A 25,150-nucleotide genomic window follows, 5' to 3' on the forward strand; every position below is an offset into this window, starting at 1 on the left:
GGAGTGCCGAGGGCCGGCGGGAGGGCGGGAGTTCGCGCGGGGGCGGGGAGGGGGGCCGGGACGCGGGGACCGGCGCGGTCGCCGCTCTGCCCCGTCCACCGGTTCCCCCGCCACGCGGCCGGACGGCGGCGCGGCCGCCGTGGGTCCGGGGCAACGCTCTCGGTCGGTTCCATTCCCGTCCCTCTCACAGCCGGCGGTGCCCACGCCACGCGGCTCGATGGCCGTCGGCCATCGGCGGCCCGGCGGTGTACAGCCCTCCCCCGGGCCGCCCGGCGGCCACGGAGATGCACCGGCCGCGGCTGGGCACGGCGGGCGCACACCTCAACAGTAGGCCGCCAAGGGCTTCCTGGGGCAGCGGTCGTGGACGGTTGCCCGAATGCGGCCGGGCCACCCGTATGCACCTGGTATGCGTCGATCGGGTGGCCTTCAACCGCTACTCCTCGGTCGGCAGGGCGACTTCGGCCGCCGCGTCGGGGCCGCTGTCCAGCAGGACGGTGAAGCCGTCCTCGTCCAGGACGGGCACCTTGAGCTGCATCGCCTTGTCGTACTTGGAGCCGGGGTTGTCACCGACGACCACGAAGGAGGTCTTCTTGGACACCGATCCGGTCACCTTCGCGCCCCGGGTCTGGAGCGCCTCCTTGGCGCCGTCCCGGGTGAAGTTCTCCAGGGTGCCGGTGACGACGACGGTGAGTCCTTCGAGCGGGCGCGGGCCCTCGTCCTCGCCGGTGGCCTCCTCCTCCAGCGGGACTCCGGCCGCCTTCCACTTGCGCACGATCTCGCGGTGCCAGTCCTCGGCGAACCACTCCTTGAGCGCGGCGGCGATGATGGGGCCCACGCCGTCGGTGGCGGACAGCTCCTCCTCCGTGGCCGCCTCGATGCGGTCGATGGAGCGGAACTCGCGGGCCAGCGCCTGCGCGGCCACCGGGCCGACATGACGGATGGACAGACCGTTGAGGAAGCGGGCGAGCGGGCGCTGCTTGGCCGCCTCGATGTACTCCAGCAGGGCGAGGGTGTTCTTCTTCGGCTCGCCCTTCTGGTTGGCGAAGACGGTGACGACCTTCTCCTCGCCGGTCTTCGGGTCGCGCTTGGGCAGCCCGCTGTCGGGGTCGAGGACGTACGCCTTAATGGGGAGCAGCTTCTCCACCGTCAGGTCGAACAGGTCGCCCTCGTCCACCAGCGGCGGCTCGGCGGGTTCGAGCGGCCGGGTGAGCGCGGCGGCGGCCACGCCTCCGAAGTGCTCGATGTCCAGGCACTCGCGCCCCGCGAGATAGGCCACGCGCTCTCTCAACTGGGCAGGACAGGTGCGCGCGTTGGGGCAGCGGAGGTCGATGTCGCCCTCCTTCATGGCCCGCAGCGGGGTTCCGCACTCGGGGCAGTTCGCCGGCATCACGAACTCCCGCTCGCTGCCGTCGCGCAGGTCGACCACCGGGCCGAGGATCTCCGGGATGACGTCACCGGCCTTGCGCAGCACCACCGTGTCGCCGATGAGCACGCCCTTGGCCTTGACGACCTCCTGGTTGTGCAGGGTGGCGAACTCGACCTCGCTGCCCGCGACCTTGACCGGCTCGACCTGGGCGTAGGGGGTGACGCGGCCGGTGCGGCCGACGCCGACCTTGATGTCGACGAGCTTGGTGTTGACCTCCTCCGGCGCGTACTTGTACGCGATGGCCCAGCGCGGGGCGCGCGCGGTGGAGCCGAGGCGACCCTGGAGGCGGATCTCGTCGAGCTTGACGACGACACCGTCGATCTCGTGCTCCACGGAGTGACGGTTCTCGCCGTAGTACGCGATGAACTCCCGTACGCCGTCGAGGTCGTTCACCACACGGTTGTGCGTGGAGGTGGGCAGGCCCCAGGTCCCCAGCAGGTCGTACGCCTCGGACAGGCGGGTGAGGCCGCTGAAGCCCTCCAGGGCGCCGATGCCGTGGACGACCATGTGCAGCGGGCGGGTGGCGGTGACGCGCGGGTCCTTCTGGCGCAGTGAACCGGCCGCCGCGTTGCGCGGGTTGGCGAAGGGCTTGTCCTCGGCGGCGACCAGGCGCTCGTTGAGCTCCAGGAACTTGTCCATCGGGAAGTAGACCTCGCCGCGGATCTCCACGAGGTCGGGCACCTCGTCGCCGTGCAGGCGGTCCGGGATGTCGGCGATGGTGCGGACGTTGGGCGTGATGTCCTCGCCGGTGCGGCCGTCGCCCCGGGTGGCGGCGCGGGTGAGGCGGCCGTGCTCGTAGGTGAGGTTGACGGCGAGGCCGTCGACCTTCAGCTCGCACAGGAAGTGGTATTCCTGGTCGCCCAGTTCGCGCTGGACGCGGTCGGCCCAGGTGGCCAGCTCCTCGTCGTCGAAGGCGTTGTCCAGGGAGAGCATCCGCTCGCGGTGGGCGACGGCGGTGAACTCGGTCTCGTAGGACCCGGCGACCTTCTGGGTGGGCGAGTCCGGGGTGCGCAGTTCCGGGTACTCCTCCTCCAGGGCCTCCAGGCTCTTGAGCAGCCGGTCGAACTCCGCGTCGCTGACGACGGGAGCGTCCTTCACGTAGTACCGGAAGCGGTGCTCCTCGACCTGCTCCGCGAGCCGCCCGTGCCGCTCGCGCGCCTCGGCGGGCACCGTTGTCGTCGCCGCTTGCTTGTCGCCGGCCACCGTGTGGTCCTCCCGTTACTCAGGGTTGTCCGCGAGGGATCTCGCCGCCCGGACGCAGTGGGCGAGCGCCGCGCGGGCGTAGGCGGGGGAAGCACCCGCCAGACCGCACGTGGGCGTGACCGTGACCGCCTCCGCGAGCAGCCCCGGTCGCAGCCCCAGCCTGCGCCACAGCGTCCTGACACCCATGACGCTACCGGCAGGGTCTGACAACGCGGCATCGGTGCCGGGGACGACACCCGCGAAGAGCCGGGTGCCCGCCTCGACGGCCTCGCCGATCGCGTCGTCGTCACGCTCGGTGAGAAGCGCGAAGTCGAAGGAGACGGCGTCCGCGCCCGCGCGGCGTAGCAGCGCGAAGGGCACGTCGGGGGCGCAGGAGTGGACGAGGGCCGGGCCGTCGCCGTTCGCGCCGAGCACGTCGCGCAGGCCGGACTCGACGACCTGGCGGTCGACGGCGCGGTGAGTGCGGTAACCGCTGGCGGTACGGATCTGCCCGCGCAGTACGGCCGTCAGGGAGGGCTCGTCCAGCTGGAGGACCACGCGGGCGCCGGGGATGCGGCGGCGCACGTCGGCGAGGTGGAGGCGCAGCCCCTCGGCGAGCGAGGCGGTGAGGTCGCGGCAGGCGCCGGGGTCGGAGAGCACGGCCTCGCCGTTGCGCAGCTCCAGGGCGGCGGCCAGCGTCCAGGGGCCGACCGCCTGCACCTTGACGTCGCCCTCGTAGCCCTGGGTGAACTCCTCCAGGGCGTCGAGGTCCTGGCGCAGCCACGCGTGCGCGCGCCGGGTGTCGCGCCCGGGGTGGTCGGACAGGCGCCAGCCGCTGGGCTCCACGCGCGCGTACAGCTCGACGAGCATCCCGGCGGTGCGGCCGATCATGTCGGCGCCGGGGCCGCGCGCGGGCAGCTCGGCGAGGTACGGGAAGTCCTCCAGGCTGCCGGTGACGGTCTTGGCGGCCTCGCGCGCGTCCTCGCCGGGCATCGAGCCGACGCCGGTGGCGGCCGGGAAGGTGAACTCGCTCTTCTCACTCACCCCGGCAGGGTATGCCGTACGGCACCGGCGTCGCAGGTCAGCGGCCGGGACGGACCGTCAGGTCGTTGATCTCGGCGTCCCTCGGCAGGTCGAGGGCGAGCAGGACGGTGTCCGCGACCGACTCGGGGTCGATGAACTTGCCCGGGTCGTACTCCTTGCCCTCCTGCTGGTGCACCTTGGCCTGCATGGGGCTCGCGGTGCGCCCGGGGTAGACGGAGCTGACCCGCACGCCGTTGCCGTGCTCCTCCTGGCGCAGGGAGTCCGCGAGGGCCTTGAGGCCGTGCTTGGAGGCGGCGTACGCCGACCAGTTCGCGTGGGCGTTCAGGCCCGCGCCGGAGTTGACGAAGACGACCTGGCCGCGGGCGGCGCGGAGCTGGGGCAGGAAGTGCCGGGTCAGCTCGGCCGGGGCGATCAGGTTGACGTTGAGCTGGTGGCGCCAGGACTTGGGGGTGAGGTCCCCGACCTCACCGAGGTCGACGACACCGGCGATGTGCAGTAGTGAGTCGACCCGCTCCGGCAGGCTCTGGTGGGAGAAGGCCCAGGACAGCTTGTCGGGGTCGGAGAGGTCGCCGACCAGGGTGCGGGCGCCGGGGAACTCGGCGGCGACCTCCTTGGCGCGGCCCGCGTCGCGCGCGTGCAGGACGAGTTCGTCCCCGCGCGCGTGCAGACGGCGGGCGACGGCGGCGCCGATGCCGGAACCGGCGCCGGTGATCACATGAGTAGCCATGTGCGCCATGCTCGCATCAGCGGGCGGGCAGCGAGTTCTCCAGGTGGGCCAGCGCGGCGGCGGGCTCCTCGGCGAAGTGGACCAGTTCGGCGAGCGGGCGGGGCAGGAAGCCCTCCTCGTCCATGCGCTGGAACTGCTGCCGGAGGCCGTCGTAGAAGCCCGCCGTGTTGAGCAGGACCACCGGCTTGTCGGTGTGGCCGTGCTTCTTCAGCTCCAGGATCTCGGTGGCCTCGTCTAGGGTGCCGGTGCCGCCGACCATGATGACCACGGCGTCGGCCTTGTCGAGGAGCAGCTTCTTGCGCTCGGCGAGGGTGCTCGCGACCACCATCTCGTCGGCGCCGGGGCGGGCCACCGCCGAAAGGAACTCCACGGAGACGCCCACGAGCCTGCCTCCGGCCTCCTGCACGCCGTCCGCGACGACCTTCATCAGACCGGAGTCCGACCCGCCCCAGACGAGCGTGTGGCCGCCCTTGCCGATCAGTTTCCCGAACTCGCGCGCGGGGCGCGTGTAGCGCTCGTCGAGGTCGGCCGCGGAGAGGAAGACGCAGATATTCATGGCGCCCACGGTACGCGGGAACATCGGCGGCGCCGCCGGTGCTTTCCCGGTATGGCCGATGGACACACGATCACGATCGACAAGGGCGAGCAGCATGTGCGCGTCGTACACGACGGCCGGGTGCTCGCGGAGACCGACCGACCGCTGGTGCTGCGCGAGACGGGCTGTCCGCCGCGCTACTACCTCCCCGCCGAGGACGTCCGCCTCGACCTGCTGACGCCCTCCGAGACACACACCGTCTGCCCGTTCAAGGGCACCGCGTCCTACTGGTCGCTGCCCGACGCGCCCGACCTGGTGTGGGCGTACCCCGATCCGAAGCCGGAGGTGGCCGAGATCCGGGACCACTACTGCTTCTACACGCCCGAAGTGTCGTGACCTCGGGTGTCGCCGCCGTGTCGTGACGGATGAGTACGGCGCGGTACGGCAGTCTCCAAGAGCATGGACAAGAAGACGACTTCCGCCGACGGCACCCCGCTCGCGTACCGGGTGACCGGCGAGGGGCCCACAGTGATCCTGGTGAGCGGCGCGATGTCCACCGGGGGCACGCTCGCACCCTTGGCGCTGTCCCTCTCCGACCGGTGCAGGACCGTCGTCTACGACCGCCGTGGGCGCGGCGCGAGCGGGGACACGCCGCCGTACACGGTGGAGCGCGAGGTGGAGGACCTGGCGGCGCTGATCGCGGCGGTGGGCGGCGAGGCGGCGCTGTTCGGGGTGTCCTCGGGCGGCGCGCTGGTCCTGGAGGCGGCGGCGAGCGGGCTGCCGGTGGGCCGGGCGGCGGTGTACGAGGTGCCGTACGCGGACTTCCTGGCGGGCGGCGCCGAGCAACAGGCGGTCTACACGGCCAACCTGTCGCGCCTGCTGGAGGCGGGGCGCCTGGGCGACGCGGTGGAGCTGTTCCTGCGGCTGACCGGGCTCGCGGAGCAGATGATCCAGCGCGCCCGGCAGTCCCCGATGTGGCCCGGCATGGAGGCGGTCGCGCCGAGCCTCGCCCATGACGCCGCCGTCCTGGGCGACGGGCTGCTGCCCCTCGCGCGCCTGGCGGAGATCCCGGTGCCGGTCCTGTCGGTGGCGGGCGGGATGAGCCCGGCCTGGATGCGGGAGGCGGCCCTGGCGGTCGCGGAGGCGGTGCCGGACGGCACGTTCCTGGAGCTGGCGGGCCAGACCCACATGATCGAACCGGCCGCCCTGGCACCGGTATTGGCGACCTTCTTCACGGACTTCGCGGAGTGACGCCGCGCGAAACGACGCCACCCGCTCCGTGAGGGGTCAGACCGTCGCCGCCGTCGCCCGCGTCGTGGCGGCGATGGTGGCCGAGCCCACCACGCGCGTGCCGTCGTACAGCACGATCGCCTGGCCGGGAGCCACGCCCCGCACCGGCTCGGTGAAGGTGACGCGCAGCTCGCCGTCCACCAGCTCGGCGTCGACCTCGGTCTCGCCTCCGTGGGCGCGCAGCTGGGCGGTGTAGGTGCCGGGGCCCTCGGGGGCGGCGCCGCACCAGCGGGGCTTGATCGCGGTGAGCGCGGTGACGTCCAGGGCGGCGGCCGGGCCGACCGTGACGGTGTTGGTCACCGGGGAGATGTCGAGGACGTAGCGCGGCTTGCCGTCGGCGGCCGGGGTGCCCAGGCGCAGGCCCTTGCGCTGGCCGATGGTGTAGCCGTAGGCGCCCTCGTGGGTGCCGAGGCGGTTGCCGTCCTCGTCCACGATGTCGCCCTCGGCCTTGCCGAGCCGCTGGGCGAGGAAGCCCTGGGTGTCGCCGTCGGCGATGAAGCAGATGTCGTGCGAGTCGGGCTTCTTGGCGACGGCCAGGCCCCGGCGCTCGGCCTCGGCGCGGATCTCGTCCTTGGTGGTGACGGTGTCGCCGAGCGGGAACAGCGCATGCGCGAGCTGGCGGTCGTCCAGGACACCGAGGACGTACGACTGGTCCTTGGCCATGTCGGAGGCGCGGTGCAGCTCGCGGGTGCCGTCCTCGCGGACGATCACCTGGGCGTAGTGGCCGGTGCAGACCGCGTCGAAGCCGAGCGCGAGCGCCTTGTCGAGCAGCGCGGCGAACTTGATCTTCTCGTTGCAGCGCAGGCAGGGGTTGGGGGTGCGCCCGGCCTCGTACTCCGCGATGAAGTCCTCGACCACGTCCTCGCGGAAGCGGTCGGCGAGGTCCCAGACGTAGAAGGGGATGCCGATGACGTCGGCGGCGCGGCGGGCGTCGCGGGAGTCCTCGATGGTGCAGCAGCCCCGCGCTCCGGTGCGGAAGGATTGCGGGTTCGCGGAGAGCGCGAGGTGGACGCCGGTCACGTCGTGCCCGGCTTCCGCGGCGCGCGCGGCGGCGACGGCGGAGTCGACACCGCCGGACATGGCGGCGAGGACGCGGAGGGGGCGCTGCGGGGTCTCAGTCATAACCCCTCCAGGGTACGGGGCGCGGGAACCGCGGACGCCGGGAGTCCGTTGAAGATCACAGGGGGACCGGGACGGCGGGGAGACGGGGGCGGCATGGGTGACGGGGACCGGCGGCTGGGCAGGCGGGCACTGCTGATCGGCGGCGCGGCGGCGGCCGTGGGCACGGCGGCGCTGGCACGCGAGGAGCTGGCACATCTGTGGTGGCGGCTGCCGGGGGTGGAGCGGCCCCGGGTGGCCGGGGCGGTGGACTTCAGGGGCGCCCGCTGGGTGGCGGCCTCGCCGGGCAACTACCGCCGCGCGGACCGCCCCGACGACTACCCGGTGGACCGGGTCGTCATCCACGTCACCCAGGGCGGCTACGCGTCGGCGGTGAAGGTCTTCCAGGACCCGGCGCACGGCGCGGCGGCGCACTACATCGTGCGCGGGGACGGCGGGATCACCCAGCTGATCCGCGAGCTGGACGTGGCCTTCCACGCGGGCAACCGGTCGTACAACGAGCGCAGTGTGGGCATCGAGCACGTCGGTTTCGTGGACGACCCCTCGTCCTTCACCGACGCGATGTACGCGTCCTCGGCCCGGCTGACGGCCCGGATATGCGCGCGGTACGGCATGAAGCCCGATCGGGAGCACGTCATCGGGCACGTGGAGGTGCCGGGGACGGACCACACGGACCCGGGCCCGCACTGGGACTGGGACCGGTACATGAAGCTGGTGCGGCAGGCGAGCGCCTAGGCAGCTCCGGCCGCGCGGGCGTCCTCCGGCGTCCTCAGGTCAGCCCGGCCGCCCGTGCCCGCTCCACCGCGGGGCCGATGGCCTTGGCGACGGCCTCCACGTCCTCGTCGGTGGAGGTGTGGCCCAGCGAGAAGCGCAGGGTGCCGCGCGCCAGGTCGGGGTCGGTGCCGGTGGCGAGCAGGACGTGGCTGGGCTGGGCGACGCCCGCCGTGCAGGCGGAGCCGGTGGAGCATTCGATGCCCTGCGCGTCGAGCAGCAGGAGCAGGGAGTCGCCCTCGCAGCCGGGGAAGGTGAAGTGGGCGTTGGCGGGCAGCCGGCCGCCGGGTGCCGGGTCGCCGCCGAGGATCGCGTCGGGGACGGCCGTGCGCACGGCGCCCACCAGCCGGTCGCGCAGGGCGCCGATCTCGCGAGCGAACCGCTCCTGCTGCTCGGCGGCGACGCGTCCGGCCACCGCGAAGGAGGCGACGGCGGGCACGTCGAGCGTGCCGGAGCGGACATGGCGCTCCTGCCCGCCGCCGTGCAGCACGGGTACGGGGCTGTACTCGCGGCCGAGGACGAGCGCGCCGATGCCGTACGGGCCGCCGATCTTGTGCCCGGAGACGGTCATCGCGGCGAGCCCCGACGCGGCGAAGTCGACCGGCACCTGCCCGAACGCCTGGACCGCGTCGGCGTGCAGCGGGACGCCGAACTCGGCTGCCACGTCCGCCAGTTCGCGGACCGGCATGATCGTGCCGATCTCGTTGTTGGCCCACATCACCGTGGCCAGGGCCACGTCGTCGGGGTTGCGCGCGATGGCCTCGCGCAGCACCTCGGAGCTCACCCGGCCGTAGCGATCCACGGGGAGGTACTCCACGACGGCGCCCTCGTGCTCGCCCAGCCAGTGCACGGCGTCGAGGACGGCGTGGTGTTCGACGGGGCTGGACAGGACGCGGACGCGGGCCGGGTCGGCGGCGCGGCGGGACCAGTACAGGCCCTTGACCGCGAGGTTGTCGGCCTCGGTGCCGCCGGAGGTGAAGACGATCTCGCTGGGGCGCGCGCCGAGCGCCTCGGCGAGGGTTTCGCGGGACTCCTCGACCGTGCGGCGGGCCCGGCGGCCGGAGGCGTGCAGCGAGGACGCGTTGCCGGTGACGCTCAGCCGGGCGGTCAGCGTCGCCGCGGCCTCGGGGAGCATCGGGGTCGTGGCGGCGTGGTCGAGGTAAGCCATGGTGACGCCGATTCTACGGCGGCCGGAGGCCCGCCCTCCGAGCGGCGGGCGCACGGCACCCGCGCCGGTGATCCGGACCGGTCGCACCGGGCTCCGGGAGCCGGGTCCCGGCGGCTCCGGGACACCGCGCGTCACCGGGCCCCAAGGCCCCGCGACTCCACTGTCACAGGCTCCAGGACACCGTGTGGGACAGCTGCATGGCGACGGCCAGGACCACCAGGTCGGCCACGCCGAGGGCCATGCCGAGCCAGGCCCGGCCGGGGCGCGAGGTGCCGCGCCACAGGGCCACGGCGGCCAGTACGACGGAGACCGGGCCGAGGACGACGTTGAGGACGAGCAGGCCGAGGAGGCCCAGGACGAAGGAGGCCACCGCCATGCCGTCGGCGTCCCGGGTGCGCGGGGCGGCCTCGGCGGGCCGGACGGCCGGTGCGGTGAGTCGCGGTGCGGTGAGTCGCATGGTGCTCAGCTCCTGAGGTCGTGACGGACGGTCAGTCGGCGGAGTGGCGGCGCCTGCGGCCGTGGTGCTCGCGGAGCGCGAAGACGCCGAGCCAGACGGCGATGAGGACGGCGAGGGCGGCGGTGACGGGCAGCGGCGCGTGGGCCACGGTGCCGAGGACGACACCGAGCAGCATCAGCGCGGCGACGAGGAACAGCATGGGATCGGATCCCCCCTCCAACTCTGGGTGAACAGTTGTAGTAACAGTTGTTCACTGACACCGAGTCTAGCGCGCGGCACGACTTTTCAATTCCGGAGAACAGTTGTTAACTGGATGACATGAGTCACACCCTCGGCGCCCGGCAGGCCCAGAAACAGAGGACCCGTCAGGCGTTCCTGGACGCGGCGCTCACCCTGCTCGAGGAGCAGAGCCTGAGCAGTCTGGGGCTGCGTGAGGTGACCCGGGCCGTCGGCGTGGCGCCGACCGCCTTCTACCGGCACTTCCGCTCCACCGCCGACCTCGGCGTCGCGCTGGTCGGCGAGGCGCTGGGCAGTCTGCATCCGATGGTCCGCCCGACCGTCGCCGCCGGGGACGACAGCGAGGAACGCATCCGCCGCGCCGTCGAGTTGATCGCCCACCACGTGGACAGCCATCCCGCGCACGTCCGCTTCATCGCGCGCGAGCGGCACGGCGGGGTGAAGGCGGTGCGCGAGGCGATCCAGGCCGAACTGGCCCGGTTCGCCGAGGAGGTGCGCACCGAGCTGGCCGCCGACCCGCAGACCGAGGGCTGGGCGGACGCCGACGTGCTGATGCTCGCCCACCTCTACGTGGACCAGATGCTCATCACCGCCTCCCTGTTCCTGGAGTCCCAGGACGGCCCCCCGGGTGAGCGGGAGCGTGTGACACGGCTCGCCGCCCAGCAGTTGCGGCTCATCTCGCGGGGCAGCAGGCACTGGCTGGACTGAGCGAGAGCAACTCCCTTTACGACGGCGCCTGTTCGCCGTACAGCTCCAGCGCCGAGCGCGCCCCCCGCAGGAGTTCGGCACGCGCCTCGGGCGGGTCCAGGATCTCCACCTGGTCGGAGAATCCCAGGAGTTGGCGCACCGCGCGCAGCACCGGGAAGGTCATCCGGGCGACGACCCACTCCTCCTCCCCCGCGTCCGGCGGGAGTTCGGCCAGATGGGGGCCCGCGACGCGCAGGAAGAAGTCCAGGCGTTCGCGGCGCACCCGCACGGTGACGTCGATCGCGCCGTCCGGCCAGTCCTCCACCTGGCGGAGCAACACCTCCCACACGTCGGCCAGTTCGATGCCGGGACGGCGGCGCACGGGGTCGTCGAGGAGACGGGCCGCGTACACCCGGTCGGCCCGGAAGAGCTGCGGCCGGGCCCGCCGGTCCGCGACCAGGTACCAGACCCCGGCCTTGGCGACCAGGCCGTACGGGTCCACGGTGTAGGTGCGCGGCTCCCGCTGTCCGCTGTGCCGGTAGCGCAGCCGCAGCCGCCGGTCGCGGAACACCGCCTCCCGCAGCACCTCCAGATCGACGGCCGCCCGCGGTCCGTCGCGCCAGCGCGTGGCGTCGACCAGGACGCGGCGGCTGGCGAGTTCGGCGGCGGGCCGGTGCGGTTCGGGCAGCGCGGCCATCACCTTGCGCAGGGCCGAGCCGAGGGCGGCGTCGAGACCGAGCGCCGCGTGCGTGCCCTCGGCGGCCAGGATGAACAGCGCGCGGGACTCGTCGGCGGTCAGCCCCGTGACATCCGTACGGAAGCCCGCGAGCAGGGCGATGCCGCCGTGCCGCCCGCGCTCGGCGTACACCGGGACCCCGGCGGCGGACAGCGCCTCCACGTCCCGGTAGACCGTGCGCACCGACACCTCCAGGCGGGAGGCGAGTTCACGCGCGGGCACCCGGCCCCGGGTCTGGAGGAGCAGCAGGATCGACAGCAGCCGGTCGGACTTCACGCACCCAGAATCGCGCCACTCGGAGGACACGCACAAATGTTGACGGAATCTGTCAGGTTTTCCGCCGATGCTCGCTCCACCGGCTCACGAGCCCCACCGATCCAGCGAGAGGCACACCATGACCACCACCGCGTTCACCGACCCCCGTCCCGTCTACCACCGCGCGAGCGAGCAGGCGGCCCGCCTGATCGCGGCGGTACGGCCCGATCAGCTCGGACTCCCCACGGCGTGTACCGAGTTCGACGTGCGCGGACTCCTGGAGCACGTCGTCAACGGCACCCGGGGCATCGCCGCGATCCCCGGCGGCGCGGCACCCGCCCCGGGCGGCCGCGCCGCCGGGGAGGTCGCCGACGACGGCTGGGGCGCGGCCTACGACGAGGTCCGCACCCTCATGCTGAAGGCGTGGGACGACGACGATCTCATGACGCGGGCGGTCCGGGTGCCGTGGGGCGAGGTCCCCGGCCACGCGGCCCTCTCGGGCTATGTGATGGAGATCGTGGCCCACACCTGGGACCTGTCCGACGCGCTCGGCCACCCCTTCGCGCTCGACCCGGAGGTGGGCGCGTTCGCGCTCGCGGTGGCCGAGCGGCAGCTCCCGGACTCGCGTCCGCGCGAGGTGCTGCCGTTCGGGGAGCGCCACCCGGCCCCCGAGGGCGCCGACGCCTACGGGCGCCTCGCGGCGTGGCTCGGCCGTACGCCGGTCAGCCGAGCCTGACGCGGGCGAGCTGACGGGACTGGGCGACGAGCCGGTCCTCGCTGTCCCAGACCTCGGCGTCCTCCTCCAGGAAGCCTCCGGCCAGGTTGCGGGTGGTGATCGACACCCGCAGCGGGCCGGGGGCCGGGCGCCTGCGGACGTGGACGGTCAGCTCGACGGTGGGCACCCAGCCGGTCAGCCCGATCTCGAACGCGGTCGGCGGCAGCGCGTCCACCGTGAGCAGCAGCGAGAGCGGGTCGGCGTCGCGGCCGTCGGCGAGCCCGAACCAGGCCCGCATCTCGCCCTTGCCGGAGGGCGCGCCCAGCGCCCAGCCGAGGGTCGCGGGGTCCAGCTTGAGCATGAGCCGGTCGGTGATGGCCGAGCTGCCCTCGACCGGCGCCGGACCGTCCTCGGGGCCCAGACACCGCTCCAGCGGCGGGATCACGGGCGGGACGGCGGTGGTGCGCACGTCGTCGGGGAGGGCGCCGAGGTCGCCGTAGGAGGCGAGGACGCGGATGCGCTCCACCTCGTTGCCGTCGGCGTCGTACTGGAACAGCGACGCCTGGCCGGTGGAGAGGGTGCGGCCGGTGCGCACGGTCTCGGTGCGCACCACGGCGGGCCCCGGCTGGGAGGCCGTCAGATAGTGCGCGGAGACCGAGAACGGGTCGGGGTGCGGGAGGGTGTCCGCGAGGGCCCGGCCGAGGACGGCCAGCAGATAGCCGCCGTTGACGGCGCTGATGATGGTCCAGCCGGCCGAGAGGTCGATGTCGTAGACGCCGGGCTCGCGGCGGACGACCGCGGTGTCGCGGTCGAACTCGCTGTCGCCGATCAGGGCCGCTGCGGCGGGTACGGAAGCTGCTTCTGGCATGGGTGAACCGTACAACAACAAATTACTAAGCAGTAGCTTTGGCCGCCTACTCCTCCGTGACCGTCGAGCGCCGGTTCCAGGCGCGCGGCGCCCGCCAGTGGTACTTCATCGCCAGCAGCCGCAGCACGAAGGCGGTGACGGCGGCGACGCCGCTGGTGAGGGGGGTGAGGGCGTCGTAGCGGATGCAGAGCACCACCATGGTGGCGCCGACGATCGCCGGGACGGCGTACAGGTCGCGGTCCCAGCGCAGCAGCGAGGGCACCTCGTTGGCGAGCACGTCGCGCAGCACACCGCCGCCCACGGCGGTGGCGAGACCGAGCGTCGCGGAGGCGGTGAGGCCGAGGCCGTAGCTGTACGCCTTGGTCGTGCCGGTGACGCAGAAGAGGCCGAGACCGGCCGCGTCGAAGACGAGCACCGCCGACTGGATGCGCTCGACGTGCGGATGCAGGAAGAAGACCACCACGGCGGTGAGCAGCGGGGTCACGAAGTAGCCCAGGTCCGTGAAGGCCGCCGGCGGCACGGCCCCGATGATCAGATCGCGGATCAGCCCTCCGCCCAGCGCGGTCACCTCGGCGAGGACGGCGATGCCGAAGACGTCGAAGTTCTTCCGGACGGCCAGCAGGGCGCCGGAGATCGCGAACACGAAGATGCCGATGACATCCAGCGTGTGCTGAACGGAGGGACTGAAGAGTTGCTGGATCTGCACCCTGCCATTCTCACCTGACGGCGGGTGCGCGCCTTGCAATGCCAGGCGCGCTCCGGTCCGGTCCGGGAACGCGAAACGGCCGCCGCGAGTGCGGCGGCCGTTCGGTGTCACATGCCGGTGCGGTCCGGGCTTACTTCCCGGTCTGCTCGGGGCTCTCGGGCTCGGACTTGGCCTCGGGCTCCGGCTTCGCCTCGGACACCTCGGCGTCCGTGGCCGTCTCGGCCGCGGCCTCCGCGACCTCCGCCGCCACCGCGGCCGACGTCTCCGCCGACTCCTCCAGGACCGCCTCCGGCACCAGCTCGGAGGCCGCCTTCGCCGCGGTCAGCAGGACCACGTCCTGCGGCGCCTGGTCGGCGAAGTTCTCCGGGTGGTGGCAGGCGACCCGCTGGCCGGGACGCAGCTCCTTGAGCAGCGGCTCGGTGGTCTTGCAGATCTGCGTGGCCTTCCAGCACCGGGTGTGGAAGCGGCAGCCCGACGGCGGCGCGATGGGCGAGGGCACGTCGCCGCGGAGCAGGATGCGCTCGCTCTTGGCGCCCCGGCGCTTCGGGTCCGGGACCGGCACCGCCGACATCAGCGCCTTGGTGTACGGGTGCATCGGCGACTCGTACAGCGAGTTGCGGTCCGCCAGCTCGACCATCTTGCCGAGGTACATCACCGCGATCCGGTCCGAGACGTGCCGGACGACCGACAGGTCGTGCGCGATGATCACGTATGTCAGGCCCAGTTCCTCCTGGAGGTCGTCCATGAGGTTGACGACCTGGGCCTGGATCGACACGTCCAGCGCGGAGACCGGCTCGTCGGCGACGACCAGCTTCGGCTTGAGCGCGAGCGCGCGGGCGATGCCGATGCGCTGGCGCTGGCCGCCGGAGAACTCGTGCGGGTAGCGGTTGAAGTGCTCGGGGCTCAGACCGACGAGCTCCAGGAGGCGCTGGACCTCCTTCTTCACCCCGCCCTCGGGCGTCACGTTCTGCAGCCGGAAGGGCGCCGAGACGATCGAGCCGATGGTGTGACGGGGGTTCAGGGAGCCGTACGGGTCCTGGAAGATCATCTGGATGTCGCGCCGCAGCGGCCGCATCCGTCCCGCGCTGAGCCGGGTGATGTCCTGGCCCTCGAAGGTGATCTTTCCGCCGGTCGGGTCCTGGAGCCGGGTGATGACCCGGCCCATGGTCGACTTGCCGCAGCCCGACTCGCCGACCACGCCCAGGGTCTCGCCCTTGCGCACCTCGAAGTCGATCCCGTCGACGGCCTTCACCGCGCCGACCTGGCGCTGGAGAATGCCCTTCTTGATCGGGAAGTGCTTGGTCAGGCCCTCGACCCGGAGCAGCACGTCGCTGTCCGCCGCCCCGCCCTCGGAGCCCGCCGGACGCGGGATGGCGGCCCCGCCGTTTTTCTTGGTCTCAGTCACAGCTTCGGCGCAATCTCTTCGGTCCAGATCCGCTCACGGTCCTCGGCCGAGAGGTGGCAGGCGGTCCAGTGCCGCCCGGAGTCCACCAGCTCCAGCTCGGGGCGCACGGTGCGGGTGACGTTCCCCTTGGGGATGTCCGCGTACGGGCAGCGCGGGTTGAAGGCGCAGCCCGAGGGGATGTTGATGAGGCTCGGCGGCTGGCCCTTGACGGGGATGAGCCGCTCCTCGGTCACCCGGTCGATGCGCGGCATCGAGCCGAGCAGACCCCAGGTGTAGGGGTGCTGCGGCTTCTCGAAGATCTCGTCGACCGGACCGCGCTCCACGCACCGGCCGCCGTACATCACCAGCACGTCGTCCGCGATCTCGGCGACCACACCGAGGTCGTGGGTGATCATCATGACCGCGGAGCCGAACTCCTTCTGCAGGTCCCGGATCAGGTCCAGGATCTGCGCCTGCACGGTCACGTCGAGCGCGGTGGTCGGCTCGTCCGCGATGAGCAGCTCGGGGTTGTTGACCAGGGCCATGGCGATCATGGCGCGCTGGCGCATACCGCCGGAGAACTCGTGCGGGTAGCTGTCGACGCGCTTGGCCGGCTCGGGGATGCCCACGCGGTCCAGCATCTCGATGGCGCGCGTGCGGGCCACCTTCTTGCTGACCTTGTGGTGGACCCGGTAAGCCTCCACGATCTGGTTGCCGATCGTGTAGTACGGGTGCATCGCGGACAGCGGGTCCTGGAAGATCATCGCCATTTCGCGGCCGCGGAGCTTGCGCACCTCGTCCGGGGAGGCGGAGACCAGTTCCTTGCCGGCGAGACGGATCTCGCCGGACATCTGGACGTTCTTGCCGCGCGCGCCGAGCCGGTGCAGGCCCATGATCGCCAGCGAGGTCACCGACTTGCCGGAGCCGGACTCACCCACGACGGCGAGGGTCTTGCCCTTCTCCAGCGAGAAGGTGAGCCCGTCGACGGACTTGACGAGGCCGTCGTCGGTCGGGAAGTGCACCTTGAGGTCGCGGACCTCCAGGAACGCCTCGGAGGCCTTGCCCGAGGAGCCCGAGGACTCCTCCACGGCGGCGCCGGTCTTGGAAAGTTCGGTCACGAGAGCCTCACGCGCGGGTCGGCGGCCGCGTACACCACGTCCACCAGGAGATTTGCGATCACGACGAAGAAGGCGGCGAGCATGGTGACGCCGAGGATCTTGGGCAGGTCGTTGTCGGTGATGCCCTGCACCGCGTACTCGCCGATGCCGTGCAGCGAGAACACGTACTCCGTGATCACCGCACCGCCCAGGAGCAGGCCGATGTCCATGCCGAAGACGGTGATGATCGGCGTGAGGGCGGCGCGCAGACCGTGCCGGAAGACGACTCGCTGCTCGCGCAGGCCCTTCGCGCGGGCCGTGCGGATGAAGTCCTCGTTCATCGTCTCCAGCATGCCCGAACGGGTCAGGCGCGCATAGATGGCCGAGTACAGCAGGGCCAGCGAACACCACGCCGGGAAGAGGGTGTTGGCCCACTGGCTGGGGTTCTCGGTGAACGGCACATAGGTGTCACCGAAGATCGGCCAGGTGTCGACGAAGAGCAGGATCGCCAGGTTGCCCGTGAAGAACATGGGCAGGGAGACACCGGCGAGGGCGACGCCCATGAAGGTGCGGTCGAGGAACGAGCGCGGCTTCAGGGCGGAGATGACACCGGCGATCACGCCGGAGACCAGCCACAGCACGGCGGCACCGACGGCCAGCGAGAAGGTGACCGGAAGGCGGTCGACCAGCTCCGGCCAGACCGCCTGGTGGGTCTTGAAGGAGTAGCCGAAACACGGTGCCGCACAGAGCACCGTCGTGGGACCGAGGTCGTAGGTCGCGCCGGACACGATCCCCTTGATGAAGTGCCAGTACTGGATGTAGACAGGCTGATCCAGACCGAGGTTGTGCTTGACCGCGGCGATGTCCGCCTTCGACGGGCTCTTGCCGATGTACTGCTGCGCCAGCTGATCCGCTGTCTGGCCGGCGAGCCGTGGCAGCAAGAAGAAGATGGCGAAGGTGACCGCGGAGACGACCAGCAGCAGGATCACTGCCGCGAACGTCCGGCGGAGGATGTACGAGATCACGGGGACCGGCGCTGGTGCCCGCGGGCTGTAGACCCGCGGGCACCAATGCCTTCACCTGCCTTCCGGGGCTGCTACTTCTGGTTGGAGCCGATGTTGAGGTAGTCGTACTGACCGCTGAAGGCAGCAGTGGAGACCAGGTTGGTGTTGTTGTACGGGCGGGCCAGCAGGACCTTGAAGTACGTCAGCGGAACGAGGGCCGCGTCGTCCATGGTCTTCTTGTCGATCTGCGCGTAGAGGGCGTTGCGCTCGGAGTCGCCCTGCGTCGCGATCGACTGACCGAGGAGCTTGTTGACGTCCTTGTTGTCGTACTGCGACAGGTTGGTGTTACCCGACTGGCTGATCGCCTTGCCGTTCAGGATCTGCTGCAGGAAGCCGTAGCCGGAAGGCCAGTCGGCACCCCACTGCATCATCATCAGGCCGATGTTCTGCTTCTTGGTGAAGTTCGGCACGCCCGCGTAGTCGGTGAAGTACTTGCCCGACGGGTACTGCTTGAGGGTGGCGTTGATGCCGACCTTCTTCAGCGAGTTGATGATCGCGGTGGCCGCGTCCACCTCCTGCTGACGGTCGGAGCGCGCGGAGATGTTGGTGCTGATCGCCTTCTTGCCGCAGGCCTTCAGCTGCTCCTTGGCCTTGGCGACGTCACCCTTGTTGCCGGCCGTCGCGTAGACGTCGGCCTTCTGGTAGCCGGTGATGTCCGGGGGCAGGACCGTGGTGGCGATGTCGCCGCGGATCGGGCCGCCCTCGGCGGTCTGCACCGAGAACTTGTCGACGGCGTACTCGACGGCCTTGCGGCACTCGAGCTTGTCGAACGGCGCGACCTTGGTGTTGATCGCCATGTAGACGAGACGGCCACCGAAGGTGTTGTCGGTGTTGGCCTTCTTGTCCGGGTCGGAGAGGACCTGGGCCTGGGTGGCGGCCTGGACGCCGGTGCCGGCGAGCTCGATGGCCTTGCCCGCCTGGACGTCCTTGTCGATCGTCTCGGGGTTGACCTTGAGCTTGACGACGATCTGGTCCGGCAGCTGCTTGCGCAGCGGGTCCGTCTTGGCGTCCCAGTTCTTGTTGCGGACGAGGACGGCCTGCTTGCCCTCGTCGTAGCTCTGGAACTGGTAGGAGCCGGAGGAGACGACGTTCTTGACGTAGTCGACGCCGTTGTCCTTGGCCTTCGGCACCGGCGCGGTCTGCGGCGCGGCGACCAGGTAGTCGAACTCCTGGAAGGCCTGCTTCAGGTGGAAGACGATCGTGGTGTCGTCCGGCGTCTCGATGGACGACAGGCCCTTGTCGCTCTTGTCCTTGTAGGGGCCCTTGTACTTGTCCCCGCCGACCAGCAGCTGCTGGAAGTAGTTCGGGCCGAGGGAGAGCACGTCACGCGCGAAGTTGGAGCGCTCGACGGCGTACTTGACGTCCTTCGACGTGATCGCCGAGCCGTCCTGGTACTTCAGGCCCGTACGCAGCTTGTACGTCCAGGTCTTGCCGCCGTCGCTCGGGGTGCCCTTGCCGGCCGCGAGGTCGGGGACCAGGGTGTTGCCCTTCTCGCCCGGGGCGGGCTGGAAGGTCATCAGCGGGCGGGCCCACAGACGGCTGAGGTTGTACATGTACGCGTAGTACGTGTTGCCGGGGTCGAACGAGTCCGGGACGTCGGACAGTTCGTAGGTGACCGTCCCGCCCTTCTTGTCCGAGGCGTTGACGACACCGGTGGTCGCGGCGTTGGCCGGGGCCGACTTGGCGTCGCTCTTCTTGGAATCGGCCTTGCTACAGCCTGTGACGAGCAGGCTCGCGGACCCGAGGACCGCGATAGCGGCCAGCGCTGACCTTCGCATGATGGGCGTATTCCCCTTCACAATCGGAAACTTGGTTGGGCTCTCCGCGGCAGACTTCAGCGGCTGCGCGGGTCGAGAGCGTCGCGGAGACCGTCACCGAGCAGGTTGAACGCCAGGACAGTCACGAAGATGGCGAGACCGGGGACGATCATGTACTGCGGGTCGACCTCGTAGAAGTTGACCGCGTCGCGGAGCATGCCGCCCCAGGACGCCTGCGGGGGCTGGATACCGACACCGAGGAAGCTCAGGGAAGCCTCGAACAGGATGTTGGTCGGGATGAGCAGCGTCGAGTAGACGATGATCGGGCCGACCAGGTTCGGCATCAGCTCGCGGAAGAGAATGTACGGGCCCTTGGCGCCCATGCCGCGCGAGGCGTCGACGAACTCGCGCTCGCGCAGGGCGAGGGTCTGGCCGCGCACGATCCGGCCCAGGTAGGGCCAGTTGAAGAAGCCGATGACGAAGATCAGCACGCTCAGGTGCAGCGGCAGGCCGGTGAGGCCGAAGGCGCCGCCCTGGAGGGTGGCCGAGATCGCGATGGCGAAGAGCAGCAGCGGGAAGGCGAGGAAGGTGTCCATCAGGCGGCTGATGATCGAGTCCACGCGGCCGCCGTAGAAACCGGCGACGACACCGAGGATGGCGCCGATCACGTTGGAGAGGATCGTCGCGCCGAAGGCGACCACCAGCGAGACCCAGGAACCCTCGAGGATGCGGGTCGCGATGTCACGGCCGAACTTGGGGTCCACGCCCAGCGGGTGATCGGCGCTCATGCCGCCCCAGCTGCCCTTGGGGAGCGAGGTGTTGGCGTCGATCAGGTCCTGGTGGAAGGCGTTGGGATCGAGGCCGAGGGCGGCCTGGATCGGACGCGCGAGCACCGCCAGCAGGACGAGCAGGATGACGATGACGGCCCCGGCGACGGCGGCCTTGTCCTTCTTGAACCGCGTCCAGGCGATCTGCCCTAGAGAACGACCCTCGATCTTCCCCTTGCCGGCGCCGTCGAGCACAGCTTCCGGCTGTGCTTCGGCTGCCGCCCCGGTGGTCTCGATCGGTGCGGTCACAGTGACCCGACCCCTCTCGCCGGTGGTGACCGGCCTGTGCCTGCCGCGGATTGCGGCTATGTCGACTTGCACTCGAACACAAGATCTCCACCTCGTGTTCTGTTCGGGAGTCTTCAGTGCGGTCGTGATCGGCCGCCAGTCCTGACAGGGAATGGATGCGCAACCGTGATCCACTGAAGGGGGTTTCCGTTACCGGATCCGTGGGTAACCATCTTCGAATGGTGGCCAGTTGGGACAGACTGGCAATTCCACGCGGTTGGGGTGGAACGGCGCACGCCCGGGGGCGCCCTTGTGTTTCCGGTACGTAAATTTTGCTCGCGGAAAACCAAAGGCCCTCCGTGGAGGGCCTGTTGATCAGTAACTGCCGCGCACCGGTGGGTAGCCGTACCCGGGGGCGGGTGACTGGGGCCGCGCGGAAGGCGGGAGTTGGGGCGGGGCACCGACCGCGTGGGCCTCGCGGTCGTAGAACGGGCGCGCGTTGGCGCGCATCCACATCACGACCGGGTCGTAGTCGTCGGTCATCGCGACCGTCGAGACGGGCAGCCCGTCCGGCACCGCGCCGATGGACTGCTGCATCATCGCCCGCACCGAGTCGACCGCCGCCGGGGTCGTCTCGTACACGTCCAGGCCGATCGCGAGGTACGGCGCGCCGAGCGCGGGCTGCACCCAGGCGCGGCGCAGCGAGCGCAGGGCGGGGGTGCGGTGGGCGTTCTGCCCGAGCAGGGCGTAGAACGCCGGTACCTCGATGGCCGGTTCGGACATGCTGAGCGGTCCGGCGGGCTGGCGGTCCAGGCCCGTGGCGATGCGGCGCAGGTCCAGCCAGGGGATGCCCACGCCGCCGCCGGGGGCGTGCGGGTTGAGCCAGAGGCCGTAGTGGTCGGGGTAGAGGGTGCGGGCCACGTCGAGACCGTCGACCACCTCGTACGACCGGCTCCAGCCGCTGGCCGACAGCTCCTGCGCGGAGGTCACACAGGGGGCGTAGCCGAAGCCGTCGACCTCCATGTTTCCGTACTGCGCGTCCGGGGAGCCGGCCTGGCCGTGCCAGAGCAGCATCCAGATCTGCCCGGTCGAGGGGGTGGCGAGGGCGCGCAGCAGTGCCTCGTAGGCGTCGTAGCGGCCGGGGGTGACCTGGCGGAGTGTGTGTTCGACGCCGGCGCTCGGGCTCGCGCTCACCAGTCTTACCGCCCCTTCGATTCTTGCCCCAGTGTGGAGGACAGCTTAAGCGGCGATCGCCGTGATCCCCATGGAGGACTAGTTGCCGAACTGGTAGAAGGGCCGCACGTTCGTCTTCAGCCAGTCGCCCACCGGGTCCTGGGCCACGTCGAGGAGGACGAGGTTGACCGGCCACGGGGGCGGGGACTGGGTGAGGGCGCGCTCCAGGGCCTCCAGCGGACGGGCACGCAAGTCGCCCTCCCACTGGGAGAGTTCGACGCCGACGAAGAGGACCGGATCGGCCGTCTCGATGGCGGCGAGGCAGCGGCGGGCCGTGACGACGACGCCCGTGCCCGCGAACTCGGCCGAGGCGGCGGCGAGGAAGTCCACCGGGTCCTCCTGCCAGTCGGGCTCGAAGAGCCGGACGCGGGCGCCGCCCGCGGGGCCGTCCAGGGCCGTGCGGTCGGCGCGGCACAGCTCGGCCACCGCCTCCGGCGGCAGCGGCAGGCCCACCACCCCACCGGGGTTGAGCACCAGGCCCACCTGCGGTGGCAGCCCGCGCGCGAATTCCACAGCCGGGGCGACCGTGAAGGAAAGGTGCGCGCCCGGCGACTGGCGGAACTGCTCCTCGGAGCTGAACACCGGGACGTACCCCTGGCCGTCGATCTCCACGGTGGGCAGGTCGAGCGAACCGCTCTGCGGGCCGCCGCCGTTGGGCAGCGGGATCCACAGGAAGCCGCGGGAGAGCACCTCGACGATCCGGGCGCCCGCCGAGGGCACGCCGAGGGAGGCCGAGAGCACCTCCTCCAGCTCGTTGCCGGGCCATCCACCGTGCGAATGGGGGTGCGCCTGTGCCGGGAAGTCCGCGGGAAAGTCCGCCGGGAAGTCCATGTTCCTACCGCCTGCCGGGAAAACCATGCTGTGGTGCAGAAGGCTATCCGGTGCGGGCGGCGGACCTCACGCCGCGAAGTCGATCCGGCGCAGCCCGTCCGCCGAGGCGCGGTCCAGGAGCACCGCCGAGGCGCAGCCCGGGGGCAGTTCGCCGCGCTCCACCGCGCGCAGCAGCCGCCCTGTGGCGTGCCGGTGCCGTCCGAAGGCGTACCGGGAGACGCCCCGGCCGCGCTCGCGCTGGCCCTGCCGGGCGGCCTCGGCGTCGACGTCGAGCAGGATCAGATGGAGGGCGGCGCCCCTGCGGCGGGCCTCGTGGGCGAGCCAGGCGCGCACCCAGGGCTGGGCCCCGCAGTCGTGCACGACGACGCCCTCACCGGTGGCAAGCGCACGGCGCAGTCCGGCGTAGTGGGCGAGGCGGACCAGGGGGCGGTAGAGCGCGTACGGCAGACCGGCCAGGCGGGTCTGCCAGCGGTCGCGGGTGTCCTGGGAGTCGATCCGGCGGCCGGGGACGGCTCGCTGCATGAGGGTGGACTTGCCGCTGCCGGGCAGCCCCGTGACGACCACCAAATCCCGTGGGCCGAAGCGGAGTTCGCGGGGGGTGCGGCCGGGGCGCTCGCGCAGGTCGCGCACGAGCGGGGCGGGGCGGGCGGCGACCCGGCGTTCCCGCGTCGGGGCGGCGGGCTGGTGCGGCACCGCCAGGCCGGTGGTGGCGTACGCCGGAGTCCTGTTCACCGTGATCGTCCTCCCCTTGGGTTCGGTAATCCCTTGCCCATCGAATGTAAAGAGAAGGTAATGCGGGAAGTCGGTGGTTCGGTGTCCGTCGTGCCACGGTCCGGTCACAGGCGGCCGCCCCTTCAGCGGCGGCGATCGCCGTGCGATGATGTGGCCGCCAACTGCATACCGGCCGCTTGAATCCGCGCGGGAGAGTCCCTGGCAGTACGTCTGCCGGGGCGCCGAAGGAGCAAGTCCCTCCCTTGAATCTCTCAGGCCCCGTTACCGCGCGGGCGAGGCACATCTGAAAAGCGGGCCGCTGCCGTCAGTGGCTCCACCCAAGGTGCAAACCGTGACCGTGCGGGTCATGGCGAACCTCTCAGGTTCCGATGACAGATGGGGAGGAACGTTCCTCGCCCCATCCCCCGTTGCCCTGGGAGACGACCGACCGATGAGCAGCACCGAACTCCGTCACACCGCGCTCGACGCCGTGCACCGCGCGCTCGGCGCCACCATGACCGACTTCGCCGGCTGGGACATGCCCCTGCGCTACGGCTCCGAGCGCGACGAGCACGTCGCGGTGCGCACCCGCGCGGGTCTCTTCGACCTCTCGCACATGGGTGAGATCACCGTGACCGGCCCCGACGCGGCCGCGCTCCTCAACCACGCCCTCGTCGGCGACATCGCCTCGGTCGGTCTCGGCCGCGCCCGCTACACCATGATCTGCCAGGCCGACGGCGGCATCCTGGACGACCTGATCGTCTACCGCCTCGGCGAGACCGAGGCCGCTTCTTCCACATACTTGGTCGTGGCCAACGCCTCCAACGCCCAGGTCGTCCTCGACGCGCTGACCGAGCGCGCGGCGGGCTTCGACGCCGAGGTCCGCGACGACCGCGACGCCTACGCGCTGCTCGCCGTCCAGGGCCCGGAGTCCCCGGCCATCCTCAAGTCGCTCACCGACGCCGACCTGGACGGCCTCAAGTACTACGCCGGGCTCCCCGGCACCGTCGCGGGCGTCCCCGCGCTGATCGCCCGCACCGGCTACACCGGCGAGGACGGCTTCGAACTGTTCGTGAAGCCGGAGCACGCGGTGGAGCTGTGGCAGGCGCTGACCAAGGCGGGCGAGGCGTCCGGCCTGGTCGCGTGCGGTCTGTCCTGCCGCGACACCCTGCGTCTTGAGGCGGGCATGCCGCTGTACGGCCACGAGCTGACCCGGGAGCTGACCCCGTTCGACGCCGGTCTCGGCCGGGTCGTGAAGTTCGGCAAGGACGGCGACTTCGTGGGCCGCGCCGCGCTGGCGGAGGCCGCCGAGCGCGCCGACCAGAACCCGCCGCGCGTCCTGGTCGGCCTGATCGCCGAGGGCCGCCGGGTACCGCGCGCCGGGTACGCCGTCGTCGCGGGCGGCGAGGTGATCGGCGAGGTCACCTCCGGCGCCCCCTCCCCCACCCTGGGCGCCCCGATCGCCATGGCCTACGTGGACGCGGCCTACGCGGCACCGGGCACCGAGGGTGTCGGCGTCGACATCCGGGGCAGCCACGAGCCGTACCGGGTCGTGGCGCTGCCGTTCTACAAGCGCCAGAAGTAGCCACAGGGCATCGCACGCCGTCGGTACCACGCCGACGTGAGCCTGCGCACATTTTCCCCGCTCACCAGCGGTTTACGTCCCCTTCGTCCGTCCAGCACGCCCTCGCGTACAGGAGAATTCAGGTCATGAGCAACCCGCAGCAGCTGAGCTACACCAAGGAGCACGAGTGGCTGTCGGACGCCGAGGACGGCGTCTCGACGGTCGGCATCACCGAGCACGCGGCCAACGCGCTCGGCGACGTGGTCTTCGTCCAGCTCCCCGAGGTCGGCGACGCCGTGACCGCGGGCGAGTCCTGTGGCGAGCTGGAGTCCACCAAGTCGGTCTCGGAGCTGTACTCGCCGGTCACCGGTGAGATCACGGAGATCAACCAGGACGTCGTCGACAACCCGGCCTTGGTGAACTCCGCGCCCTTCGAGGGCGGCTGGCTGTTCAAGGTGCGCGCCGCGGAGAAGCCCGAGGAGCTGCTCTCCGCCGACGAGTACACCGCCTACACCGCAGGCTGAGGAGCCG

Annotated in this window: 26 protein-coding genes and 1 riboswitch; of the genes, 7 read left to right on the forward strand and 19 right to left on the reverse strand. The window is 71.3% G+C overall.

All coding sequences use genetic code 11. The features are described 5' to 3' along the window. Positions 1–433: 433 nt before the first annotated feature. From ligA to GTW40_RS06240, 4 genes are read right to left on the reverse strand one after another with little or no spacing between them, the layout of a single operon-like run. Positions 434–2,629 (reverse strand): NAD-dependent DNA ligase LigA, encoded by a 2,196-nt coding sequence (gene ligA, locus GTW40_RS06225; RefSeq protein ID WP_161179145.1) that lies wholly within the window; start codon positions 2,627–2,629, stop codon positions 434–436. A gap of 15 nt (positions 2,630–2,644) precedes the next feature. Then, the gene (locus tag GTW40_RS06230) at positions 2,645–3,652 is read right to left on the reverse strand and encodes a methionine synthase (protein WP_161179146.1); all 1,008 of its coding nucleotides are present in this window, start codon (positions 3,650–3,652) and stop codon (positions 2,645–2,647) included. A gap of 37 nt (positions 3,653–3,689) precedes the next feature. Then, the gene (locus tag GTW40_RS06235) at positions 3,690–4,388 is read right to left on the reverse strand and encodes an SDR family oxidoreductase (RefSeq protein ID WP_161179147.1); all 699 of its coding nucleotides are present in this window, start codon (positions 4,386–4,388) and stop codon (positions 3,690–3,692) included. Positions 4,389–4,395: 7 nt separating this feature from the next. Continuing rightward, positions 4,396–4,935 (reverse strand): TIGR00730 family Rossman fold protein, encoded by a 540-nt coding sequence (locus tag GTW40_RS06240; protein WP_161179148.1) that lies wholly within the window; start codon positions 4,933–4,935, stop codon positions 4,396–4,398. Positions 4,936–4,986: 51 nt separating this feature from the next. Here GTW40_RS06240 and GTW40_RS06245 point away from each other — a divergent pair, with 51 nt between their 5' ends. Both GTW40_RS06245 and GTW40_RS06250 read left to right on the forward strand, forming a co-directional pair. Then, complete coding sequence (locus GTW40_RS06245) at positions 4,987–5,310, forward strand: DUF427 domain-containing protein (protein WP_161179149.1); 324 nt, start codon at positions 4,987–4,989, stop codon at positions 5,308–5,310. Positions 5,311–5,373: 63 nt separating this feature from the next. Further along, positions 5,374–6,165, forward strand: a complete 792-nt coding sequence (locus GTW40_RS06250) for an alpha/beta hydrolase (RefSeq protein WP_161179150.1) — start codon at positions 5,374–5,376, stop codon at positions 6,163–6,165. 36 nt (positions 6,166–6,201) lie between these two features. Here the strand turns inward: GTW40_RS06250 and mnmA are convergent, their stop codons facing one another. Continuing rightward, a complete protein-coding gene (mnmA, locus tag GTW40_RS06255) occupies positions 6,202–7,326 on the reverse strand; it encodes a tRNA 2-thiouridine(34) synthase MnmA (protein WP_161179151.1) in 1,125 nt (374 codons plus the stop codon). Between the two features lie 93 nt (positions 7,327–7,419). Between mnmA and GTW40_RS06260 the strand changes: the two genes are divergently transcribed. Beyond that, positions 7,420–8,058, forward strand: a complete 639-nt coding sequence (locus tag GTW40_RS06260; protein ID WP_161179152.1) for a peptidoglycan recognition family protein — start codon at positions 7,420–7,422, stop codon at positions 8,056–8,058. A 34-nt stretch (positions 8,059–8,092) separates the two neighbouring features. Here GTW40_RS06260 and GTW40_RS06265 read toward each other — a convergent pair whose 3' ends face one another. From GTW40_RS06265 to GTW40_RS32515, 3 genes are all read right to left on the reverse strand, one after another. Continuing rightward, complete coding sequence (locus GTW40_RS06265; RefSeq protein ID WP_161179153.1) at positions 8,093–9,262, reverse strand: cysteine desulfurase family protein; 1,170 nt, start codon at positions 9,260–9,262, stop codon at positions 8,093–8,095. A gap of 163 nt (positions 9,263–9,425) precedes the next feature. Then, positions 9,426–9,719 carry a DUF4190 domain-containing protein gene (locus GTW40_RS06270; RefSeq protein ID WP_161179154.1) on the reverse strand — a complete coding sequence of 98 codons (294 nt, stop codon included), beginning with the start codon at positions 9,717–9,719 and terminating at the stop codon, positions 9,426–9,428. A gap of 31 nt (positions 9,720–9,750) precedes the next feature. After that, positions 9,751–9,918: a hypothetical protein gene (locus tag GTW40_RS32515; RefSeq protein WP_202485476.1), complete on the reverse strand. Its 168-nt coding sequence runs from the start codon at positions 9,916–9,918 to the stop codon at positions 9,751–9,753. A 119-nt stretch (positions 9,919–10,037) separates the two neighbouring features. Here GTW40_RS32515 and GTW40_RS06275 point away from each other — a divergent pair, with 119 nt between their 5' ends. Beyond that, positions 10,038–10,664, forward strand: coding sequence for a TetR family transcriptional regulator (locus GTW40_RS06275; RefSeq protein WP_161179155.1), 627 nt, complete (start codon positions 10,038–10,040; stop codon positions 10,662–10,664). Between the two features lie 16 nt (positions 10,665–10,680). Here GTW40_RS06275 and GTW40_RS06280 read toward each other — a convergent pair whose 3' ends face one another. Then, positions 10,681–11,655 carry a WYL domain-containing protein gene (locus tag GTW40_RS06280; RefSeq protein ID WP_161179156.1) on the reverse strand — a complete coding sequence of 325 codons (975 nt, stop codon included), beginning with the start codon at positions 11,653–11,655 and terminating at the stop codon, positions 10,681–10,683. A gap of 118 nt (positions 11,656–11,773) precedes the next feature. On the opposite strand from GTW40_RS06280, the gene GTW40_RS06285 reads away from it, so the two are divergent. Beyond that, entirely contained in the window at positions 11,774–12,370 is a 597-nt protein-coding gene (locus GTW40_RS06285) for a TIGR03086 family metal-binding protein (RefSeq protein WP_161179157.1), read from the forward strand. Here the strand turns inward: GTW40_RS06285 and GTW40_RS06290 are convergent. From GTW40_RS06290 to GTW40_RS06335, 10 genes are all read right to left on the reverse strand, one after another. Next, positions 12,357–13,217, reverse strand: coding sequence for a thioesterase family protein (locus GTW40_RS06290; RefSeq protein WP_161179158.1), 861 nt, complete (start codon positions 13,215–13,217; stop codon positions 12,357–12,359). The genes GTW40_RS06285 and GTW40_RS06290 overlap by 14 nt on opposite strands. Before the next feature lie 46 nt (positions 13,218–13,263). Next, entirely contained in the window at positions 13,264–13,923 is a 660-nt protein-coding gene (locus tag GTW40_RS06295; protein ID WP_343245624.1) for a trimeric intracellular cation channel family protein, read from the reverse strand. A gap of 130 nt (positions 13,924–14,053) precedes the next feature. Beyond that, on the reverse strand, positions 14,054–15,328 hold the full coding sequence (locus tag GTW40_RS06300) for a dipeptide ABC transporter ATP-binding protein (RefSeq protein ID WP_161179159.1): 1,275 nt from the start codon (positions 15,326–15,328) through the stop codon (positions 14,054–14,056). Further along, complete coding sequence (locus GTW40_RS06305) at positions 15,325–16,425, reverse strand: ABC transporter ATP-binding protein (protein ID WP_161179160.1); 1,101 nt, start codon at positions 16,423–16,425, stop codon at positions 15,325–15,327. Before GTW40_RS06305 ends, GTW40_RS06300 begins: the two co-directional genes overlap by 4 nt. Continuing rightward, the gene (locus GTW40_RS06310) at positions 16,422–17,429 is read right to left on the reverse strand and encodes an ABC transporter permease (protein WP_161179161.1); all 1,008 of its coding nucleotides are present in this window, start codon (positions 17,427–17,429) and stop codon (positions 16,422–16,424) included. Before GTW40_RS06310 ends, GTW40_RS06305 begins: the two co-directional genes overlap by 4 nt. Positions 17,430–17,500: 71 nt before the next feature. Continuing rightward, positions 17,501–19,246, reverse strand: a complete 1,746-nt coding sequence (locus GTW40_RS06315; RefSeq protein WP_161179162.1) for an ABC transporter substrate-binding protein — start codon at positions 19,244–19,246, stop codon at positions 17,501–17,503. A 56-nt stretch (positions 19,247–19,302) separates the two neighbouring features. Continuing rightward, entirely contained in the window at positions 19,303–20,301 is a 999-nt protein-coding gene (locus tag GTW40_RS06320; protein ID WP_161179163.1) for an ABC transporter permease, read from the reverse strand. A gap of 354 nt (positions 20,302–20,655) precedes the next feature. Next, the gene (locus GTW40_RS06325; protein ID WP_161179164.1) at positions 20,656–21,474 is read right to left on the reverse strand and encodes an enhanced serine sensitivity protein SseB C-terminal domain-containing protein; all 819 of its coding nucleotides are present in this window, start codon (positions 21,472–21,474) and stop codon (positions 20,656–20,658) included. A gap of 78 nt (positions 21,475–21,552) precedes the next feature. Then, on the reverse strand, positions 21,553–22,344 hold the full coding sequence (locus tag GTW40_RS06330; RefSeq protein WP_161179165.1) for an enhanced serine sensitivity protein SseB: 792 nt from the start codon (positions 22,342–22,344) through the stop codon (positions 21,553–21,555). A gap of 66 nt (positions 22,345–22,410) precedes the next feature. Next, positions 22,411–23,076, reverse strand: coding sequence for an AAA family ATPase (locus GTW40_RS06335; protein ID WP_161179166.1), 666 nt, complete (start codon positions 23,074–23,076; stop codon positions 22,411–22,413). Between the two features lie 177 nt (positions 23,077–23,253). Continuing rightward, a riboswitch (glycine riboswitch) is annotated at positions 23,254–23,353 on the forward strand. A gap of 153 nt (positions 23,354–23,506) precedes the next feature. On the opposite strand from GTW40_RS06335, the gene gcvT reads away from it, so the two are divergent. After that, entirely contained in the window at positions 23,507–24,640 is a 1,134-nt protein-coding gene (gene gcvT / locus GTW40_RS06340) for a glycine cleavage system aminomethyltransferase GcvT (protein WP_161179167.1), read from the forward strand. Between the two features lie 125 nt (positions 24,641–24,765). After that, complete coding sequence (gene gcvH, locus GTW40_RS06345) at positions 24,766–25,143, forward strand: glycine cleavage system protein GcvH (RefSeq protein WP_161179168.1); 378 nt, start codon at positions 24,766–24,768, stop codon at positions 25,141–25,143. Positions 25,144–25,150 lie beyond the last annotated feature (7 nt).

It is taken from the genome of Streptomyces sp. SID4985 (genome assembly GCF_009863025.1).
Classification (GTDB): Bacteria; Actinomycetota; Actinomycetes; order Streptomycetales; family Streptomycetaceae; genus Streptomyces.

Excerpts from the sequence above, each read along its gene's own strand:
- GTW40_RS06270 (WP_161179154.1), bottom strand. The coding sequence starts at position 9,719 with ATGCGACTCACCGCACCGCGACTCACCGCACCGGCCGTCCGGCCCGCC.
- GTW40_RS06285 (WP_161179157.1), top strand. The coding sequence starts at position 11,774 with ATGACCACCACCGCGTTCACCGACCCCCGTCCCGTCTACCACCGCGCG.
- GTW40_RS06250 (WP_161179150.1), top strand. The coding sequence starts at position 5,374 with ATGGACAAGAAGACGACTTCCGCCGACGGCACCCCGCTCGCGTACCGG.
- GTW40_RS32515 (WP_202485476.1), bottom strand. The coding sequence starts at position 9,918 with ATGCTGTTCCTCGTCGCCGCGCTGATGCTGCTCGGTGTCGTCCTCGGC.
- gcvT (WP_161179167.1), top strand. The coding sequence starts at position 23,507 with ATGAGCAGCACCGAACTCCGTCACACCGCGCTCGACGCCGTGCACCGC.
- GTW40_RS06260 (WP_161179152.1), top strand. The coding sequence starts at position 7,420 with ATGGGTGACGGGGACCGGCGGCTGGGCAGGCGGGCACTGCTGATCGGC.
- gcvH (WP_161179168.1), top strand. The coding sequence starts at position 24,766 with ATGAGCAACCCGCAGCAGCTGAGCTACACCAAGGAGCACGAGTGGCTG.
- GTW40_RS06315 (WP_161179162.1), bottom strand. The coding sequence starts at position 19,246 with ATGCGAAGGTCAGCGCTGGCCGCTATCGCGGTCCTCGGGTCCGCGAGC.
- GTW40_RS06275 (WP_161179155.1), top strand. The coding sequence starts at position 10,038 with ATGAGTCACACCCTCGGCGCCCGGCAGGCCCAGAAACAGAGGACCCGT.
- GTW40_RS06240 (WP_161179148.1), bottom strand. The coding sequence starts at position 4,935 with ATGAATATCTGCGTCTTCCTCTCCGCGGCCGACCTCGACGAGCGCTAC.
- mnmA (WP_161179151.1), bottom strand. The coding sequence starts at position 7,326 with ATGACTGAGACCCCGCAGCGCCCCCTCCGCGTCCTCGCCGCCATGTCC.
- GTW40_RS06235 (WP_161179147.1), bottom strand. The coding sequence starts at position 4,388 with ATGGCGCACATGGCTACTCATGTGATCACCGGCGCCGGTTCCGGCATC.
- GTW40_RS06330 (WP_161179165.1), bottom strand. The coding sequence starts at position 22,344 with ATGGACTTCCCGGCGGACTTTCCCGCGGACTTCCCGGCACAGGCGCAC.
- GTW40_RS06245 (WP_161179149.1), top strand. The coding sequence starts at position 4,987 with ATGGCCGATGGACACACGATCACGATCGACAAGGGCGAGCAGCATGTG.
- GTW40_RS06290 (WP_161179158.1), bottom strand. The coding sequence starts at position 13,217 with ATGCCAGAAGCAGCTTCCGTACCCGCCGCAGCGGCCCTGATCGGCGAC.
- GTW40_RS06265 (WP_161179153.1), bottom strand. The coding sequence starts at position 9,262 with ATGGCTTACCTCGACCACGCCGCCACGACCCCGATGCTCCCCGAGGCC.